The following is a 17,138-nucleotide window of genomic DNA, read 5'->3' as shown; positions in this document are numbered from 1 at the left end:
TTACGCCTTAATCGGAGCGGATTTTGAGAAACGGGAGACCAGCTGGAGAAAGCCCATGCTGAGCCAGGTCACGGCGAGTGCAATGATCGCCAGCGCCGACGACTGATAGGCCTGATTGGCGCCGACGAGCTGCATGTAGGGGCCGAATGCCGGACGATTGAGCAGCGATGCCATGGTGAATTCACCCATGACAATCGCAAGCGTGATGAAAGCGCCGGAAAGCACGCCGCTCATGACATTCGGGAAGATGCACTTGAACATGATGGTCGTCCAGCTCGCGCCCAGGCTTTCGGCGGCTTCGGTCAGAGTGCCGATGTCGATCGTGCGCATTGCCGTATCGACCGAACGGTACATGTAGGGCAGGGACAGCACAATGTACGAACAGACGAGTAGGATATTCGTTGTTTGATTATAGCCCGTCATCGGCAGGATCGACGACGAGTTATAGAGGCGCAGATAGCCGAAGACGATGACGATCGCCGGGATGACCAGCGGCATCAAGGTGACGAATTCCACGAGTGGACGTATTTGCGGCAGGCGCAGGCGAACCCAATAGGCCGTCGGCACCACAAGCAGCATGCCGAAAATGATGGTCAGCACAGCCATCAGCATGGAATAGCCGAAGGCATAAAGGAAGTGCGGATCGGAAAAGACTGAAGTGTAGGCATCAAAACTGTAGGCGTTGCGACGCATGCGCAACGAGAACTCCAGCGTGCCGATAAGCGGTACGATGAAATAGAAGGCGCCGATGGCGACCGCGATCCAGGCAAAGAACTTTTGCAGCTTCATTTTTGCCACCGTTCAGCGCGCATGCGCATAAAAATATAGATGACGTTCGAGATGCCGGTGATGACGATCATGCCGAGTGCCATCGCATATCCGAGATTGGCATTGTGTAACACATCGCCGCGGATTTGCGCATAAAGCTGGATCGGCACGATATTGAGCGAGCTGCCGGTCAATGCAATTGCGGTCGCGATGGCGCCGAACGCGTTGGCAAACAACAGCAGCGTCGTGCCGAGCAGACTTGGCCAGAGGATGGGCAGCGCCACCATCAGCCAATATTGTCCGTTGGTGGCACCGAGAATGGAGGCAGCTTCGCGCCATTCCTTCTTCATGCCATCAAGGGCTGGCGTGATGATCAGCACCATCAGCGGGATCTGGAAATACATGTATGTGATGGTGAGGCCAATGAAGCTGTAGAGATTGAAGCCGGTCGAGTACAAATTGAAGCCGAGCCACTCCACCATCAACACTGTGATGAAGCCGAGACGACCGATCGTGGCGATGAATGCAAAGGCCAGCGGTACACCGGCGAAATTGGAAGCCACGCCCGAAAAGGTGAGAAATGCGTGGCGGACCCAGGTCGGAAGGCCACCCATGACCAACGCCCAGGCGAGATAGAAACCGATCAGCGCGCCGCCGAGCGCGGAAACAACCGACACTTTGATGCTGATCCAGTAGGAGTTCATGATGGACGGCGTGAACAGGCCGACGATGTTCTGGAGAGTGAGGCTTCCATCGGGTGTCAGAAAGGCGCCGGCGACCAGATAGATCGTCGGGAAAATCAGAAACAGCAGCGCGAAGATCAGGAAGGGCGCAATGCCCAGCCAATCGATGACTGCGCGCTTGCTGATCAGGGGAGCGGAACTGATCGTTGATGTTGTCACTGTGCTCATGAGGGGGCCAATCCGTAGCGTTTGAATACGGAAGACCTCCCCGCCCAGGCGGGGAGGTCATGTCTTGTCTGATTACTGTACGTTCGAACCGACGACAGAATCCCACTTGGTGGTGATGGCGGCCTTGCCGGCATCCTGCTCTTCGAGCGTCGGGAAGACAGCCTTTTCGTAGGCGGCAGCCGGCGGCAGCTTGTCGAGAAGTTCCTGCGGAACCTTCTTGTTCTTCGCCAGATCATTGAAGCGGATCGGGTGGCAATAGCCCTTCAGCCAGCCAATCTGGCCTTCGTCGGAATAGAGGAACTCCATCCAGAGCTTGGCAGCATTCGGATGCGGAGCGAAAGCCGAGATCGCCTGGACGTATACGCCTGCGATGACGCCCGTAGCCGGAACGGTGACGTCGACCGGCGGGTTGCCGTTCAGGCTGTCGCGCCATGCAAGACCGTTATAGTCCCATGCAACGACGATCGGGGTTGCGCCCTGAGCCAGCGATGCGGACTTGCCGATGACCGGAACGAAGTTGCCAGCCTTGTTGAGCTTGGCGAAGTAATCCAGGCCGGCTTGACCAGCCTTGGTGGCATCCTTCTCGCCGGCGGCGAGGCCAGCTGCGTAAACGGCCTGGACAGCCTGGTTCGAGGTGCGCGGGTCGCCGGCGAGCGAAACGGTGTTCGCATATTCCGACTTCTGCAGGTCGGCCCAATCCTTCGGCGGGTTCTTCACGACGTCCTTGTTGGTGACGAAGGAGAGAACGCCGTAGTAGTCGCCGTACCAGAAGCCTTCGGCATCCTTGGCGCTGTCCGGAATGGAATCCCAGGTGGAAACCTTGTAGGACTGCAGCAGGCCTTCCTTCTTGGCGGTCGGGCCGAAGGAGAGACCGACGTCGATCACGTCGGGAGCCTGCGGGCCGGTGTTGCCCTTGTTGGCGCGGATTGCTTCGACTTCATCGCCCGAACCGGCATCCGGATTCAGTTCGTTGACTTCGATGCCGTACTTTGCCTTGAAAGCAGCGATCAGGTCGCCATAACCGCACCAGTTGTGGGGCAGGGCGATGGTGGTCAGCGTGCCTTCCTTCTTGGCGGCAGCGATGAGATCGGCGCTCGGTTCTGCGGCTGCGATAGCCGTCGACGCGACGAGCATCGCGGTGGAGATTGTTAGAAGACGATGAATATTCGAAATCACTGCATTTCCTCCTTTGGGTTATCAGTGTCTGGCGTTGCTGTTAATGACGTTACATGAAGGTTGTGTGACGGCATCAAAGCGTTGTGTTTGCTAAGAACGCGAAGGGTTTTGCTTTTAACGGTCAAGTATGACAGTCGCTGCATTTCCAACCGCCTCGCGCTACGCAATTTTTTGCTTCCGTTCCCCTCTAACTTAGCTTGCGGAACAGTTTAGTTTCTTCGAAAAGACCCTCGAGCGTTTTCATGCGCTCGCTCGTCTCGTCCCATGTCGAACTTTGCACGGCCTCGATCAGAGCTTCGACGATGAAGAGGGTCACCACGGAAGAATCCCAGGCCGACGGCGCTTCTATCTGCACGCGAAACGTGTGTCTGGCGTGTTTGGCGGCCGGTGTCGCCCATTGGTCGGTAAAGACGATGATCTCGGCGCCGCGGCGGCGTGCGGCAGCTGCCAGATTGACCATTTCCTGCTCGTAGCGGCGGATGTCGAAGATCACGAGCAGATCGCCCGGATTCATGTTCAGGACATATTGCGGCCAGGCGCTGGAATTTGACGAGAGCAAGGTCGTGTTGGGGCGAATGACCTGCATATGGGTGAAGAGATATTCGGCAAGAGCGCCGGTGATGCGGCCGCCGACGAAATAGAGCCCGCGTTTGCGTTCAGACAGCAGGGCGGCGACGCTATCGAATGTCGCGGCATCGATGTCGGACAAAGTCTGGCGCAGATTGCTCATGATCGCATCGGCGAAACGATTGAGAATATGCGTGCCAGGCGCATTGGATGCCCAGCGATCATGCTTTGTCAGCGGGTTGGAGATGGTTGCCTCGACCTCCTGGTGGAGATGAGACTGAAAGTCGGGATAGCCCTTGTAGCCGAGTTTTTGCACCATGCGTGCGACGGTTGGCGTCGAGACACGCGCATTTTCGGCGACTGTCGTGATGCTGCCCAGCCCCGAAACGGGATAGTTGTCGAGCAGGCTCGTGGCAAGTTGCTTTTCGGCACGCGTCAGCGTGTCGAAACGGGCATTGATCACGTCAGAAACTGTCTTCGACGCATTGCTCACTCGATTTTTGCTCCCCGGGACGGTCTTATGCCGATCTCCTGCAAGGATATAACAACGCTGTCACATTTCGAGTCAATGTCACAAATGAAGAAATAATTTCAGTTTCCAGTTGACAGCCGTCAAAAGCTGAAGAATTCTTTTCTTTATAAAGATTTTATTACGCGGCGATGAGGCCCCCCAATGCTCGCGCAGCAAGGCATTTTGACGAAAGCGGACGGCGATTGTGTTGCGGTCGAAAGACCGGATGGAAGCAGCCCGGTGTTCATCATTTGCGAACATGCCTCGCGCGCCTTGCCCGAGAGGTTCGGCGATCTCGGGCTTTCCATCGAGGCGCTTTCCAGCCACATCGCCTGGGATCCGGGCGCACTCGCGGTTGCAAGAAAGATGTCCGCGAGCCTCGATGCGACCTTGGTCTATCAACGCTTCTCACGGCTGATCTACGACTGCAACCGCCCGCCGGAAAGCGCTGGTGCCATGCCGGAAACCAGCGAAATCTATACTATTCCCGGCAATCAACATCTCGATGAGATGGATCGCCAGGCGCGTACGGAAGGTCTCTATATACCGTTTCACGATCGAATTCGCTCGATGCTCAAGAAGAGGGCGGCACGCGGACAAGAAAACGTGATCGTGACGATCCACAGCTTTACGCCGGTCTATAATGGGCGGCAGAGGGCGGTTGAGCTTGGCATCCTGCATGACGAAGACAGTTGGCTGGCGGATCGCATGCTGGATGCGGCGGCTCAGGCGCCGCTCTTTCAGACGGAGCGCAACCAGCCTTACGGTCCGGAAGATGGCGTCACCCATACGCTGAAACTGCATGGGATCGCCAACGGCTTACATAATGTAATGATCGAGGTCCGCAACGACCTCATCGGAGACGACGTCGGCCAAGGGGTCATGGCCGACTATCTGACCGGGCTCATCCAGAACAGCCTGGAAGCCTGACTACAGAGAGAAAAAAGACCCCGGGGAGCAGTTCAACTGCGATCGAGCCGCACGGCAAAAGGCCGGCGGCTCATGTGACACATGGTTCTCCGCAATCCCGCGGATGACTTGGCTTTAGGGGGAATGACATGCCTGATTACACAGAGTTAGACAAGAAGCAGGATGTTCATATCCTGCACTCCATGGGCTACGCCCAGGAGTTGGAACGGCGCATGAGTTCGTTCTCCAATTTCGCCATTTCCTTCTCCATTATCTGCATTCTGTCCGGCGGCATCAACTCGCTCGCACAGGCGACATCGGGCGCGGGCGGTGCCGCGATCGGTATCGGTTGGCCACTTGGCTGCTTGATTTCTGGCGTTTTCGCGCTCTCGATGGCGCAGATTTCCTCGGCCTATCCCACGGCCGGCGGGCTTTATCACTGGGGCTCGATCCTCGGCAACCGGTTCACCGGCTGGCTGACGGCGTGGCTCAATCTTCTCGGCCTGATCACCGTGCTTGGCGCAATCAACGTCGGCACCTGGGGCTTCTTCAGCGGCTCCATCGCCGGATGGTTCGGCATTTCCGTCGATACCACGACTTCGGCGGGGTTTGCCAATCAGATCATTTTCGTCGCCGTCATCACCGGCCTGCAGGCGTTGATCAATCACTTCGGCATCAAGCTCACGGCGAAACTGACGGATATGTCCGGCTACCTGATCTTCGCCGCCGCGATTGCGCTGACCATCGTTTGCCTCATCGGGGTGAAGAGCTGGGACATCAGCCGCATCTGGACCTTCACCAACTACTCTGGCACGCCGGAAGGTGACGCCTCGGTTTGGCCGAAGACCGACAATGTCTGGTACATCTTCGCGCTTGGTCTGCTGCTGCCGATCTACACGATCACCGGTTATGACGCCTCGGCGCATACGTCCGAAGAGACCGTCAAGGCGTCCAGTTCCGTGCCACGCGGCATGGTCTCCTCCGTCTGGTGGTCGTCCTTCTTCGGCTATATCATGCTGCTTGCCTTCCTCCTGGCGATCCCGGACATGAACGAGGCGTCGAAGCAGGGCTGGAACGTTTTCTTCTGGACGATCAACAGCATTACCAATCCTGTCGTCGCCAACATCCTCTATGTTGCGATTTTCATCTCGCAGCTCTTGTGCGGCCTTGCGACGGTGACATCGGCATCGCGTATGATCTATGCCTTCTCGCGTGACGGCGGCCTGCCATTCTCGAAAGCGCTCGCCAGCGTCAGCCCGAAGTTTAGGACACCTTCCGTCGCCATCTGGACGGCCGCGGTTCTTTCCGTGCTGTTCGTCTGGGGTGCTTCGCTCGTCACAATCGCTGGCTCTTCGGCCTACACCATCGTCGTGTCGTGCACGGTCATCTTCCTTTTCCTCTCCTTCGCCGTGCCGATCGTACTCGGCATCAAGGCGATCGGAACTGCGAAATGGCCGAAAATGGGGCCGTGGAACATGGGGATCGGCCTTTATAGGGTGGTCTCGGTTCTTGTGATCCTTGCCATGGCGATCATCTTCATCATCGGTGTGCAGCCGCCGAACGAATGGGCGCTTTATATCACCATCGGCTTCCTGGTCTTGACCGCTATCGTTTGGTTCGCCTTCGAGAAGCGTCGCTTCCAGGGGCCGCCGATCGGTGACATGATCGCCAAGCGTCAAGGCGATATCGCGGCTGCCGAACGGGCCGTCGGCGAGGTATGATCCTCATCCATCATTAATCCGGCGGGGCCGCTGTCGCGGCCCCATCCAATTTGACGAACGGCTCCGGGGTAATACGCTTCACAGCGCGGCCGGCCGATCTCTCTTCTATCTTTCAGGCGGATCAATCATGAGCACTAGCTATACGTTCGACGACCTCAAAAAGGATGTGGCCGAAGGGCGCATCGACACGGTTCTGGCATGCCAGGTGGACATGCAGGGCCGCCTGATGGGGAAGCGCTTCCAGGCCGAGTTCTTCGTCGAAAGCGCCTGGAAGGAAACGCATAGCTGCAACTATCTGCAGGCGACCGATATCGAGATGGAAACCGTCTCCGGCTACAAGTCGACGAGCTGGGAAAAGGGCTATGGCGACTATACGATGAAGCCCGATATGGCGACGTTGCGCCGCATTCCCTGGCTAGAAGGCACGGCGCTGGTGCTCTGCGACGTGCTCGACCATCACACTCACGAGGAGGTGGCGCATTCGCCGCGTGCGATCCTCAAGAAGCAGATCAAGCGCCTCGAGGCGATGGGCATGAAGGCCTACATGGCCTCGGAACTTGAATTCTTCCTGTTCGACCAAACTTACGACAGTGCCCGCGAGTCCGGTTATCGGAACCTCAATCTCGTCAGCGGCTACAATGAGGACTACCACATCTTCCAGACTACCAAGGAAGAGGATGTGATGCGGGCGATCCGTAAGGGCCTGCAGGGCGCGGAAATCCCCGTGGAAAATTCCAAGGGTGAGGCCTCGGCAGGGCAAGAGGAAATCAACGTGCGTTACGCCGACGCGCTGACCATGGCCGACCGCCATGCGATCATCAAGAACGGCTGCAAGGAGATCGCCTGGGCGAAGGGCAAGGCCATCACCTTCCTGGCGAAATGGAACTACAACGCTGCCGGCAGCTCGTCGCATATCCATCAGTCGCTGTGGAGCGCCGATGGCAAGACGCCCCTATTCTTCGACAAGGGCGAAGAGCACGGCATGACGCCGTTGATGAAGCACTATGTCGCCGGTCTTTTGAGCCATGCCAGCGAGATCACCTATTTCCTCGCGCCCTATATCAATTCCTATAAGCGCTTCGTTGCCGGCACCTTCGCGCCGACCAAGGCGATCTGGAGCACCGACAACCGCACGGCCGGTTATCGCCTGTGCGGCGCCGAGACCAAGGGCATCCGCATCGAATGCCGCGTCGGCGGCTCTGACCTCAATCCCTATCTCGCCTTTGCGGCGCTCATTGCTGCAGGCATCGACGGCATCGAGAACAAGCTGGAACTGGAAGCGCCTTTCGTGGGAGACGCCTATGGCGCCCGCGAGGTTCGTGAAATTCCGCGTACGTTGCGCGATGCTGCCGTGGCGCTGACGAGTTCGAAGATGTTGCGCGCCGCCTTCGGTGATGACGTGATCGATCACTACACCCGCGCTGCCGAATGGGAGCAGGAGGAGTACGATCGTCGCATCACGGATTGGGAAGTGGCGCGCGGATTCGAAAGGGCGTAAGGCTCTTTCGATCTGACTCCGACCCGATTTTCATTTTATAGTCGGGCAGGGGCGCTAGGATGATCTGCGCACCCGCCGCTTCGCCTTTGAGCGATGGCGCGGGAGGCAAGTTGCGGAACATCCGGCAATCAAATTGTTGACGATGAAAACAGGAATTCGATCATGAGCATGATCACATGCGTCTCCCCGGTGAACGGAGAGGTTTATGCCGAGCGTCCAGCCTTGTCGCTGGATGCTGCCAAGGAAGTAGTGGCCCGCGCCCGCAAGGCGCAGAAGGATTGGGCCCGCCGCCCGCTGGAGGATCGTGTCCAGCTCGTGCTGAAGGGTGCTGCCCGGCTCAATGAGATGGCCGATGTGGTCGTGCCGGAGCTTGCCTGGCAGATGGGCCGCCCGATCAAGTATGGTGGCGAATATCGCGGTTTCAACGAGCGCTCCAACTATGTTGCGTCGATCGCCGCCGATGCGCTTGCGCCGCTGGTGGTCGAGGACAGCGCGAATTTCGCGCGGCGCATCGAGCGCGAGCCGCACGGCGTCGTCTTCGTCATCGCGCCCTGGAACTACCCTTATATGACGGCGATCAACACGATCGCGCCGGCGCTGATGGCTGGCAATACCGTCATTCTGAAGCATGCCAGCCAGACGCTTCTGGTCGGCGAGCGGTTGGTTCAGGCCTTCGTCGAGGTTGGCGTTCCTGCCGATGTTTTCCAGAACGTTTTCCTCGACCATGAAACAACGTCGGCGCTGATTGCCGCCGGCAGCTTTAATTTCGTCAACTTCACCGGCTCCGTCGAAGGTGGACGCTCCATCGAGCGCGCCGCGGCCGGCACCTTTACCAGCCTCGGGCTTGAGCTCGGCGGCAAGGATCCGGGCTACGTCATGGAGGACGCCGATCTCGACGCCGCCGTGGATACGCTGATGGACGGCGCCACCTACAATTCCGGTCAGTGCTGCTGCGGTATCGAGCGCATCTATGTGCATGAATCGCTCTACGATGCCTTTGTCGAAAAGTCGGTTGCCTGGGTGTCGAACTACAAGCTTGGCAACCCCCTCGATCCGGAAACCTCGCTCGGGCCGATGGCGCACAAGCGCTTCGCTAAGGTGGTACGCGAGCAGATCGCCGATGCGGTCGCCAATGGCGCCAAGCCACTGGTCGATCCCAAGCTGTTCCCGGCCGATGACGGCGGCGCCTATCTCGCGCCGCAGATCCTCGTCAACGTCGATCATTCGATGGCCTTCATGCGTGAAGAAACCTTCGGCCCGGCCGTGGGCATCATGAAGGTGAAAAGCGATGCCGAAGCCCTGGAGCTGATGAACGACAGCCCCTACGGCCTGACCGCCTCGCTCTGGACCAAGGATGTCGAGCGCGCATCGCGCATCGGCCGCGATATCGAGACCGGCACCGTCTTCATGAATCGCGCCGACTATCTCGATCCGGCACTTTGCTGGACTGGCGTCAAGGAAACCGGCCGTGGCGGTTCGCTTTCGATTATCGGCTTCCACAATTTGACGCGTCCAAAATCCTATCACCTGAAGAAAGTAACAGCATGAGCACTATCTCAGCCAATTGGAGCTATCCGAACGCCTTCAAGCTCGGCCGCGGCCGGATCAAGGAACTGGCGGACGCCTGCAAGAGCCTGGGCATGAAGAAGCCGCTCCTGGTCACCGATCGGGGACTTGCTTCCATGGCTATCACCAAGACGGCGCTGGACATACTGGAAGATGCGGGTCTCGGACGCGCCATTTTCGCCGATGTCGATCCGAACCCGAACGAGAAGAATCTCGAAGCCGGCGTGAAGGCATTCAAGGATGGCGGTCATGACGGCGTCGTCGCCTTCGGCGGCGGCTCCGGTCTCGACCTCGGCAAGTGCGTCGCCTTCATGGCTGGTCAGACGCGGCCGGTCTGGGATTTCGAAGATATCGGCGACTGGTGGACCCGCGCCAGCCTCGAGGGCATTGCTCCGATAGTCGCTGTGCCAACCACGGCAGGCACGGGTTCGGAAGTCGGCCGCGCCAGCGTCATCACCAACTCCGCGACGCATGTGAAGAAGATCATCTTCCATCCGAAGTTCCTGCCAGGCGTTGTCATCGCCGATCCGGAATTGACTGTAGGCATGCCGAAGGTCATCACCGCCGGCACCGGCATGGATGCGTTTGCTCATTGCCTGGAAGCTTATTCGTCGCCCTTCTATCACCCGATGTCGGCCGGCATCGCGCTGGAAGGCATGCGGCTGGTCAAGGAATTCCTGCCGCGCGCCTATAAGGAAGGAACAGACCTCGAAGCCCGCGCCAATATGATGAGTGCTGCGGCCATGGGGGCCGTCGCTTTCCAGAAGGGGCTCGGCGCCATTCATGCGCTGTCGCATCCGATCGGCGCCGTCTACAACACGCATCACGGCATGACCAATGCCGTCGTGATGCCGGCGGTCCTGCGCTTCAACCGGAAAACCATTGAGGACAAGATTGCGCGTGCCGCAGCCTACCTCGGTATTTCCGGTGGTTTTGATGGCTTCTACGACTACGTGCTGCAATTGCGGGCCGAACTTGGCGTCCCCGAAAGCCTTTCGGCCATGGGCATCGCGCCGGATCGGATCGACGAACTCTCGGCGATGGCAATCGAAGATCCAAGCGCCGGCGGCAACCCGGTGCCGATGACGCTGGAAAACACCAAGGCACTTTTCCGCGATTGCTTCTAGAACACCATCGACGCGTTGCGCTTGCATTGCGGCGCATCGGTTATCGAAATAAAAAAAGCCGCCGGAATGTCACCGGCGGCTTTTTCGTTAGTGTCATCAGCAATCAATCGACGAATTCGACAACCACGCCGGGCTTGACCATCTTGGCGAGCTCGGTTGCGTCCCAGTTGGTGAGGCGCACGCAGCCATGGCTCTGCGACTTGCCGATTCTCGAGGGATCCGGCGTGCCGTGGATGCCGTAGGTCGGCTTCGACAATGCCATCCAGACAACGCCGACAGGACCGTTCGGGCCGGGCGGAATGTCGAGGATCTTGTCGTTGGCGCCCTGCTTGAAATTGATCTTCGGATTATACGTGTAGCCCGGGTTGAAGGCGACGCGCTCGACCGTGACCGTGCCCGAAGGCGACGGTGTGTCGGTCGAGCCGATGCTGGCCGGATAGGCCGCAATCAGCGTGCCGTTGGCGTCATAGGCGAAAACCTGCTTGCGGCCCTTGTCTGCCAGGATCTTTGCAACCGTACCAGTCTTGGCCGGACCGGTGTTGACCACTTTAATCGTGTTGCCCGGCACGGTGAAGTCGACGCCGGGATTGAGTTCTTTCAGATAGCCTTCATCCATATGGAAGCGTTCTGCCAGCATTTCTGTCGTCGACGTATAGCCGAGCGAAGGCATCTGGGCCTTGGCTGCGTAATCCTCGGGGATCGATGCAACATAGGGGCCGGCGGCATCGGCGGCCGTGATCGTGTAGTTGATGATCGGCATACCGCCGGACATGCGCAACTGCTCGAGGATCGCGTCGGTGTTGTTCGGATCGAGCGTTTGCCCGGTCATCTGCTGATAGGCATAAACAGCCTTTGTGACGTTCCCGCCCATGCGGCCATCGATCGCGCCCGGCGAGATGCCTTGGCGAGAAAGGAAGACCTCAAGCGCGGTGATCTCCACCTTCGACTTGCCCTTGAGGGTAATGACCGGATCGGCCGGAGGCTTGCGGACGATATCCGGTGTCCCCTGCTGCGGGTCTATCGATGCATAGTCGTTGTCGCTCGGGTTGGTCTGACCTTGCCCGGTCTGCGCCTTAGTGCCCGGCACCGGTTGGTTGTCGAGCGGCGCGCGCTGGACGTCGCCGTCGCGCGGAATGCCGCCGGTAACGACGTTGCGGTCCTGCTGATCAGAACCATCGTAATTTCCGTAGCCATCGCTGCGATATTGACGATAGTCGCGATAGCCATCACCGTTGGAGGAAAGTTGCGTGTCGCCGTAGCGGTTGCCGGCGCCATATCCGTTATCGCCATAGGCGTCACGAGCCGGTGCGCGCGGATAATAGGTGCTGGCCCGCATCTCCGTGGCAACCACGTTGCCATAGCTGTCTATGAGAACCCGCCGGCCGCGTCCGTCGCGCGCCATGACGTACCCGCCCGCGCCTTGATCTGGGTACTGATCCAGAATCCGGCCATCCGGGGTCACGAGAACGGTATTGTTGTTTCCGCTGCGATAGTATTGTGCCTGCGCGTCGGTGAGCGCAAGCATGGACACGGTGGCAGTCATTGCCAGGCAAAGGTTGAATTTCACGAACCCGTTCACGTCTGTCGAATCCTCGGATGGTAGTTCGGCTGACACACACATGGCAATTTTGACGCCAGTATGGAGATTTAGTTTATCATGCTGAATAAAATATAAAAAATTACGTGATCAAGGCTTCAGGTTAATATTCGGTAAGACAAATCACCGTTTATTCTCGCCGCGCTCCATCATGGGACGATGCTTGCGGGAGCGGTGATCAGGGAGGATTTTAGAAAATGATGGATTTTTCCGCGGCCAAAGGGCCAAAACTGACGCTCGACGAAAGCTCCGTGCTGGATATTGGCGCCTGCATCGTGGAGGGGAGCAATCTTGCGCCCGGACGCGCCATTCCCGATGACGGCGATCCGCGCATCGATCATTCCCTGGAGGGCTTCCTCTTCACCTGCGGGCCGGATCACATTCGCCATCCTGAGCCGATGCCTGATAGTTTCGAAGGAAGGCGTTATCCGCTGCATGGTTCGCTCTCTTCTCATCCGGCCAGGATTCTCTCGACCAAATTCGAGAACGGCAATGCCGAATGCCGCGCGGATATCGATGTCGTCACCGCCGAAGGCCGCACGGCAAGGCTGGAACGTCATTGGCGGATCGACGGTGCCACCGGCGAGGTTTCGCTTGCCGATCGTCTCGTCAATACGAGTACCGAGGCGATGCCGGTCTTCCTCATGTATCATATGAACATCGGCGGCAAATGGTTCGATAGCGGTACGCGCCTGTCGGGCCAGATGCTGGAGAATGGTGGCTTTCCTTGGGCCTTCGGCGAGGAACCCGGCGACATTTTCTGTGTGCCGGCGCTGGAGAAAGGCGAGAACTGGGCGGAGATCAGCCTGGGTCCGATTGCGGCGATCGGCGGCAAGACCTTGAGGGTTCGGTTCGGCACGGATACACTGCCTTTCCTGCAAGTTTGGCGCAATCAGCGTGCGCCGGCGCATGTTCTCGGCATTGAGCCGGTTTCGCATCGCTGGGTCTCGCGCGCGGAGCTGGAAGAGGCGGGTGAATTCAATATTCTTGAGCCCGGCGAAGCCCGCAATTTCATGCTCAACTTTGCCTTTGTTTGAGGGTGTCGAGCGGTTGACGCTCGCCGTGGGGCGGCGTAGATCAAGGCCCTCGGTTTTAGAGAGGACATGAACCATGGATATCCGCCCGATCGATGATGAATACTCGGTGTCCGGCCAGATCACCGTAGAGGATCTCGACCAGATCAAGGCCATGGGTTTCAAGTCGATCGTCTGCCATCGCCCGGACGATGAAAGCCCGGACCAGACGCCGTTCTCAGCCATTGAAGCTCGCGCCAAGGAACTTGGCCTCGAGATAACCCATGTGCCTGTCGGTCCCATGGGCGTCACGGAAGAGGCTGTGCAGGGTATGGTCGATGCGCTGGACGAGTTTCCGCGGCCGATGCTCGGCTATTGCCGCTCCGGCGCACGCTCGACGGCGATCTATCAGAAGACGCATCATATTCGCGGCTGAACAGGCGCATTCCCAATCTCGAGATTGAAGGGCAGGCCACCGGCCATGCCTTTCCCTTACCTATCGAAGAACAACATCAGGAGAAAACCATGAGCATCAAGCGTATCGACGTTGGCGCCCGCATGAGCGGCGCTGTCATCCACGGCAACACCGTCTATCTCGCCGGCCAGGTTGGCGAAGGCGAAAGCGTCACCGATCAGTGCAAGTCGGCGCTGGCCGAAGTTGACCGTCTGCTCGCAGCAGCCGGCTCCAACAAGTCGAAGGTCCTGCAGACGCTCATCTATCTCTCCGACATCTCCTACTTCGCAGAAATGAATGCAGCCTGGGAAGCCTGGGTCGATCCGGCCAACACGCCGGCTCGTGCGACCAGCGAAGCCAAGCTCGCGGCGCCGAAGTACAAGGTCGAATTCATCGTGACGGCCGCGCTCTAAGTCAACCCAGCGTGTTTTGGAAGGCCGGTGGGCTCGCGCTCACCGGCCTTTCGTTTGGGCGATTTCGGTCAGGGTGCGCGAGGGCGTGATCGCTTCCGGATCGAGCACAATCTCGATGATCGCCGGTTTGCCGCTGGCGCGGGCCCGCTCGAATGCCGGGCCGAACTCTTCCGTTGCCTTCACCGTCTCGCCATGGCCGCCATAGGCGCGGGCGAGGGCGGCGAAATCCGGGTTCCTGAGCGCCGTGGCGCTGACGCGACCGGGATATTCCCGCTCCTGATGCATGCGGATGGTGCCATACATGCCGTTGTTGATGACCAGCGCGATCAGCGGCAAATCATATTGGACGGCAGTCGCGAATTCCTGGCCATGCATCATGAAGCAGCCGTCGCCGGCGAAGCAGATCACCTCGCGCTCCGGAAACAGCTGCTTGGCGGCGACCGCTGCCGGCAAGCCGTAACCCATTGATCCCGAGGCGGGGGCTGCCTGGGTGTTGAAGCGGCGGAAGCGATGGAAGCGATGCAGCCAGGTCGCATAATTGCCGGCGCCGTTGGTGAAGATCGCGTCGCATGCAGTGTTGGTTTCTATCCAATCCATGATGCGGCCCATGTGAACCGCACCGGGGCTTCTCTCCGGCGTTTTCGACCAGGTCAGATAGGCGGCATGCATGCGCTCGGTGCGTTCTCCCCAAGGTGCTTCGCCCGGTGTGTCCAGATCGGAGAGAGCGGCGACGAAATCCGCGGGGCTGGCACAGATCGCCAGATCCGGGCGATAGACACGCCCGAGTTCAGACGGGTCGGGGTAGACATGAACGAGCTGTTGGCGCGGGTAGGGGATATCGACCAGCGTGTAGCCAGAGGACGGCATTTCGGAGAGGCGCCCGCCCAGAAGGATGAGCAGATCCGCCTCCTTGATCTCTTTCGCCAGAGCCGGATTGATACCGATCCCGACATCGCCGGCGTAGCTCGGATGCAGATGGTCGAAAAGCATCTGGCGACGGAAGGAGCAGCCGACCGGCAAGCTGAAACGCTCCGCGAATTGCCGGATGCCGGCAACCGCCTCCTCGTTCCAACGTGTGCCGCCGAGAATGACCATCGGGCGCTCTGCAACCATGAGGCGCCGGTGGAGGTCAGCGAGTTGGCAACGGCCGGGATGTGCGGCGACAGACGTATATGGCTTGGCTTCCGGTGCTTCGACCTCGTCGCACAGCATGTCCTCGGGCAGGGTCAGCACGACGGGGCCGGGACGACCCGAAGTCGCGACTGCGAAGGCGCGTGTGACGAATTCCGGGATGCGGGCAGCGTCGTCGATTTCTCCGACCCATTTCGCGAATTCGGTGAAGGCGCGGCGGAATTCCACTTCCTGGAAGGCCTCGCGCTCGCGGGCATCGCGCTGAACCTGGCCGATGAAGAGGATCATCGGGATAGAATCCTGCCGGGCGATATGCAGGCCGGCGGAGGCATTGGTCGCGCCAGGTCCGCGGGTGACCATGCAGATGCCCGGCTCTCCCGTCAGCCGGCCCCAGGCATCCGCCATCATCGCAGCTCCACCCTCCTGACGGCAGACGAGCACCTTGATGTCGCTGTCATGCAGCGCATCGAGCACGGCAAGAAAGCTCTCGCCCGGCACGCAGGAAATACGCTCTACGCCATTGGCCTTCAAAGCTTCGACGATGAGTTGGCCGCCCGTTCGCTTCATATCTTCGCCTTTCCCTCCAGTTCGGCCAATTCGGCCAGAACCTCCTCCTGATGTTCGCCGAGGCGCGGGCTCGGCCGCGTGTAGGTCAAGGGCGTCTCCGAAAGGACGATCGGCGTCCGCACGCTTGGGATCATCGTGCCGACGCTGTCCTCGAGATCGATCCGCAAGCCACGCGCCTTGATCTGCGGATCGGCGAACATATCCTCGATCGTGTTGATGGCGCCGGCCGGCACGGCGTTGTCCTCGCAGGCCTTCAGCAGATCCGCCTTGTTCCAGGTCAGCGTCCTTGCCGATATAAATGCCCGGACCTCGTTGCGGTGGGTGACGCGGGCCTTGTTGGTCGCATAGCGCTCGTCGTCGGCGTGCTCATCGATGCCGAGAATTGCGCATAGGCGGCGGAATTGCCCATCATTGCCCACGGCAAGGATAAGGTAGCCGTCGGCGGTGGGAACGACCTCATAGGGCGAGATATTGGGATGGGCATTGCCGAGGCGCACGGGCGGTTTGCCCGATATCAGATAGTTCATGTTCTGATTGGCGAGCACGGCGGACTGCACGTCGAGCAGCGCCATGTCGACGAGCTGGCCTTCACCGGTCTTGAGCGCATGGATCAGTGCTGCCTCGATCGCCGAGACCGCGTAGATCCCGGTGAAGATATCGGCGATCGCAACGCCTGCTTTCACAGGTTGGCCGTCGGGCTCGCCGGTGATCGACATGAAGCCGGATATGCCCTGTACGATGTAGTCATAGCCTGCAAGGCCGGCATAAGGCCCTGTCTGTCCGAAGCCCGTGATAGAGCAATAGACGATTCTCGGATTGATGCTTTTCAGGCTCTCATAGTCCAGGCCGTATTTGACCAGGCCGCCGAGCTTGAAATTCTCGATGACGACGTCGGCCGTCTTCACCAGCCGGCGCACGAGCTCTTGACCTTCTTCGTTCTTGAGGTCGGCGACGATGGAGCGCTTGCCGCGATTGGCCGAATGATAATAGGCGGCCGAGAGATTTTCGCCATCCTTGCCCTCGACGAAGGGCGGGCCCCATTGGCGCGTGTCGTCGCCGCCGTCGGGATTTTCCACCTTGATGACGTCGGCGCCGAGATCAGCGAGCATCTGCCCTGCCCAGGGGCCGGCAAGCACACGAGCAAGCTCGATCACACGAATACCGGACAGCGGAGGTTTCTTGGTTTTCTGGTCTGTCATGTCGATCCGC

15 protein-coding genes are annotated in these 17,138 nt (G+C 59.3%); 8 read left to right on the top strand and 7 right to left on the bottom strand.

Going from position 1 to position 17,138, the window contains the following annotated elements; all coding sequences use genetic code 11:
- From JTP94_RS24425 to JTP94_RS24410, 4 genes are all read right to left on the bottom strand, one after another.
- Positions 1 to 789, bottom strand: a complete 789-nt coding sequence (locus JTP94_RS24425) for an iron ABC transporter permease (RefSeq protein WP_204852990.1) — start codon at positions 787 to 789, stop codon at positions 1 to 3.
- The gene (locus tag JTP94_RS24420; protein WP_204852989.1) at positions 786 to 1,679 is read right to left on the bottom strand and encodes an ABC transporter permease subunit; all 894 of its coding nucleotides are present in this window, start codon (positions 1,677 to 1,679) and stop codon (positions 786 to 788) included. The genes JTP94_RS24425 and JTP94_RS24420 overlap by 4 nt, the downstream gene beginning before the upstream one ends.
- Before the next feature lie 72 nt (positions 1,680 to 1,751).
- The gene (locus tag JTP94_RS24415; protein WP_204852988.1) at positions 1,752 to 2,855 is read right to left on the bottom strand and encodes an ABC transporter substrate-binding protein; all 1,104 of its coding nucleotides are present in this window, start codon (positions 2,853 to 2,855) and stop codon (positions 1,752 to 1,754) included.
- Positions 2,856 to 3,042: 187 nt separating this feature from the next.
- Positions 3,043 to 3,915 (bottom strand): MurR/RpiR family transcriptional regulator, encoded by an 873-nt coding sequence (locus JTP94_RS24410; RefSeq protein WP_204852987.1) that lies wholly within the window; start codon positions 3,913 to 3,915, stop codon positions 3,043 to 3,045.
- A gap of 180 nt (positions 3,916 to 4,095) precedes the next feature.
- Here JTP94_RS24410 and JTP94_RS24405 point away from each other — a divergent pair, with 180 nt between their 5' ends.
- From JTP94_RS24405 to JTP94_RS24385, 5 genes are all read left to right on the top strand, one after another.
- Positions 4,096 to 4,863, top strand: coding sequence for an N-formylglutamate amidohydrolase (locus JTP94_RS24405; protein WP_204852986.1), 768 nt, complete (start codon positions 4,096 to 4,098; stop codon positions 4,861 to 4,863).
- A 128-nt stretch (positions 4,864 to 4,991) separates the two neighbouring features.
- Entirely contained in the window at positions 4,992 to 6,563 is a 1,572-nt protein-coding gene (locus tag JTP94_RS24400; RefSeq protein ID WP_204852985.1) for an amino acid permease, read from the top strand.
- Between the two features lie 127 nt (positions 6,564 to 6,690).
- Positions 6,691 to 8,061 carry a glutamine synthetase family protein gene (locus JTP94_RS24395; protein WP_204852984.1) on the top strand — a complete coding sequence of 457 codons (1,371 nt, stop codon included), beginning with the start codon at positions 6,691 to 6,693 and terminating at the stop codon, positions 8,059 to 8,061.
- 162 nt (positions 8,062 to 8,223) lie between these two features.
- Positions 8,224 to 9,609, top strand: a complete 1,386-nt coding sequence (locus tag JTP94_RS24390; RefSeq protein WP_204852983.1) for an aldehyde dehydrogenase family protein — start codon at positions 8,224 to 8,226, stop codon at positions 9,607 to 9,609.
- Complete coding sequence (locus JTP94_RS24385; RefSeq protein WP_204852982.1) at positions 9,606 to 10,754, top strand: iron-containing alcohol dehydrogenase; 1,149 nt, start codon at positions 9,606 to 9,608, stop codon at positions 10,752 to 10,754. The genes JTP94_RS24390 and JTP94_RS24385 overlap by 4 nt, the downstream gene beginning before the upstream one ends.
- Positions 10,755 to 10,857: 103 nt before the next feature.
- On the opposite strand, the gene JTP94_RS24380 is transcribed toward JTP94_RS24385, so the two are convergent.
- Entirely contained in the window at positions 10,858 to 12,297 is a 1,440-nt protein-coding gene (locus JTP94_RS24380) for a L,D-transpeptidase (RefSeq protein WP_246755285.1), read from the bottom strand.
- Positions 12,298 to 12,548: 251 nt separating this feature from the next.
- On the opposite strand from JTP94_RS24380, the gene JTP94_RS24375 reads away from it, so the two are divergent.
- The 3 genes from JTP94_RS24375 (at position 12,549) to JTP94_RS24365 (ending at position 14,231) form a co-directional block, all read left to right on the top strand.
- A complete protein-coding gene (locus JTP94_RS24375; RefSeq protein WP_204852980.1) occupies positions 12,549 to 13,388 on the top strand; it encodes a DUF4432 family protein in 840 nt (279 codons plus the stop codon).
- A 73-nt stretch (positions 13,389 to 13,461) separates the two neighbouring features.
- Positions 13,462 to 13,800, top strand: a complete 339-nt coding sequence (locus tag JTP94_RS24370; RefSeq protein WP_037202781.1) for a TIGR01244 family sulfur transferase — start codon at positions 13,462 to 13,464, stop codon at positions 13,798 to 13,800.
- A gap of 89 nt (positions 13,801 to 13,889) precedes the next feature.
- On the top strand, positions 13,890 to 14,231 hold the full coding sequence (locus JTP94_RS24365) for a RidA family protein (RefSeq protein ID WP_204852979.1): 342 nt from the start codon (positions 13,890 to 13,892) through the stop codon (positions 14,229 to 14,231).
- Positions 14,232 to 14,270: 39 nt separating this feature from the next.
- On the opposite strand, the gene JTP94_RS24360 is transcribed toward JTP94_RS24365, so the two are convergent.
- Together JTP94_RS24360 and JTP94_RS24355 are read right to left on the bottom strand one after the other, a co-directional pair.
- On the bottom strand, positions 14,271 to 15,929 hold the full coding sequence (locus tag JTP94_RS24360) for a thiamine pyrophosphate-binding protein (RefSeq protein WP_204852978.1): 1,659 nt from the start codon (positions 15,927 to 15,929) through the stop codon (positions 14,271 to 14,273).
- Positions 15,926 to 17,128 carry a CaiB/BaiF CoA-transferase family protein gene (locus JTP94_RS24355; protein ID WP_204852977.1) on the bottom strand — a complete coding sequence of 401 codons (1,203 nt, stop codon included), beginning with the start codon at positions 17,126 to 17,128 and terminating at the stop codon, positions 15,926 to 15,928. Before JTP94_RS24355 ends, JTP94_RS24360 begins: the two co-directional genes overlap by 4 nt.
- Positions 17,129 to 17,138: the final 10 nt, after the last annotated feature.

This window comes from Martinezella lusitana, from assembly GCF_016901135.1.
Lineage (GTDB): Bacteria > Pseudomonadota > Alphaproteobacteria > Rhizobiales > Rhizobiaceae > Rhizobium > Rhizobium lusitanum_D.
Note: the sequence above shows the minus strand (reverse complement) of the source record. Positions and strands in the feature narration are given on the sequence as shown.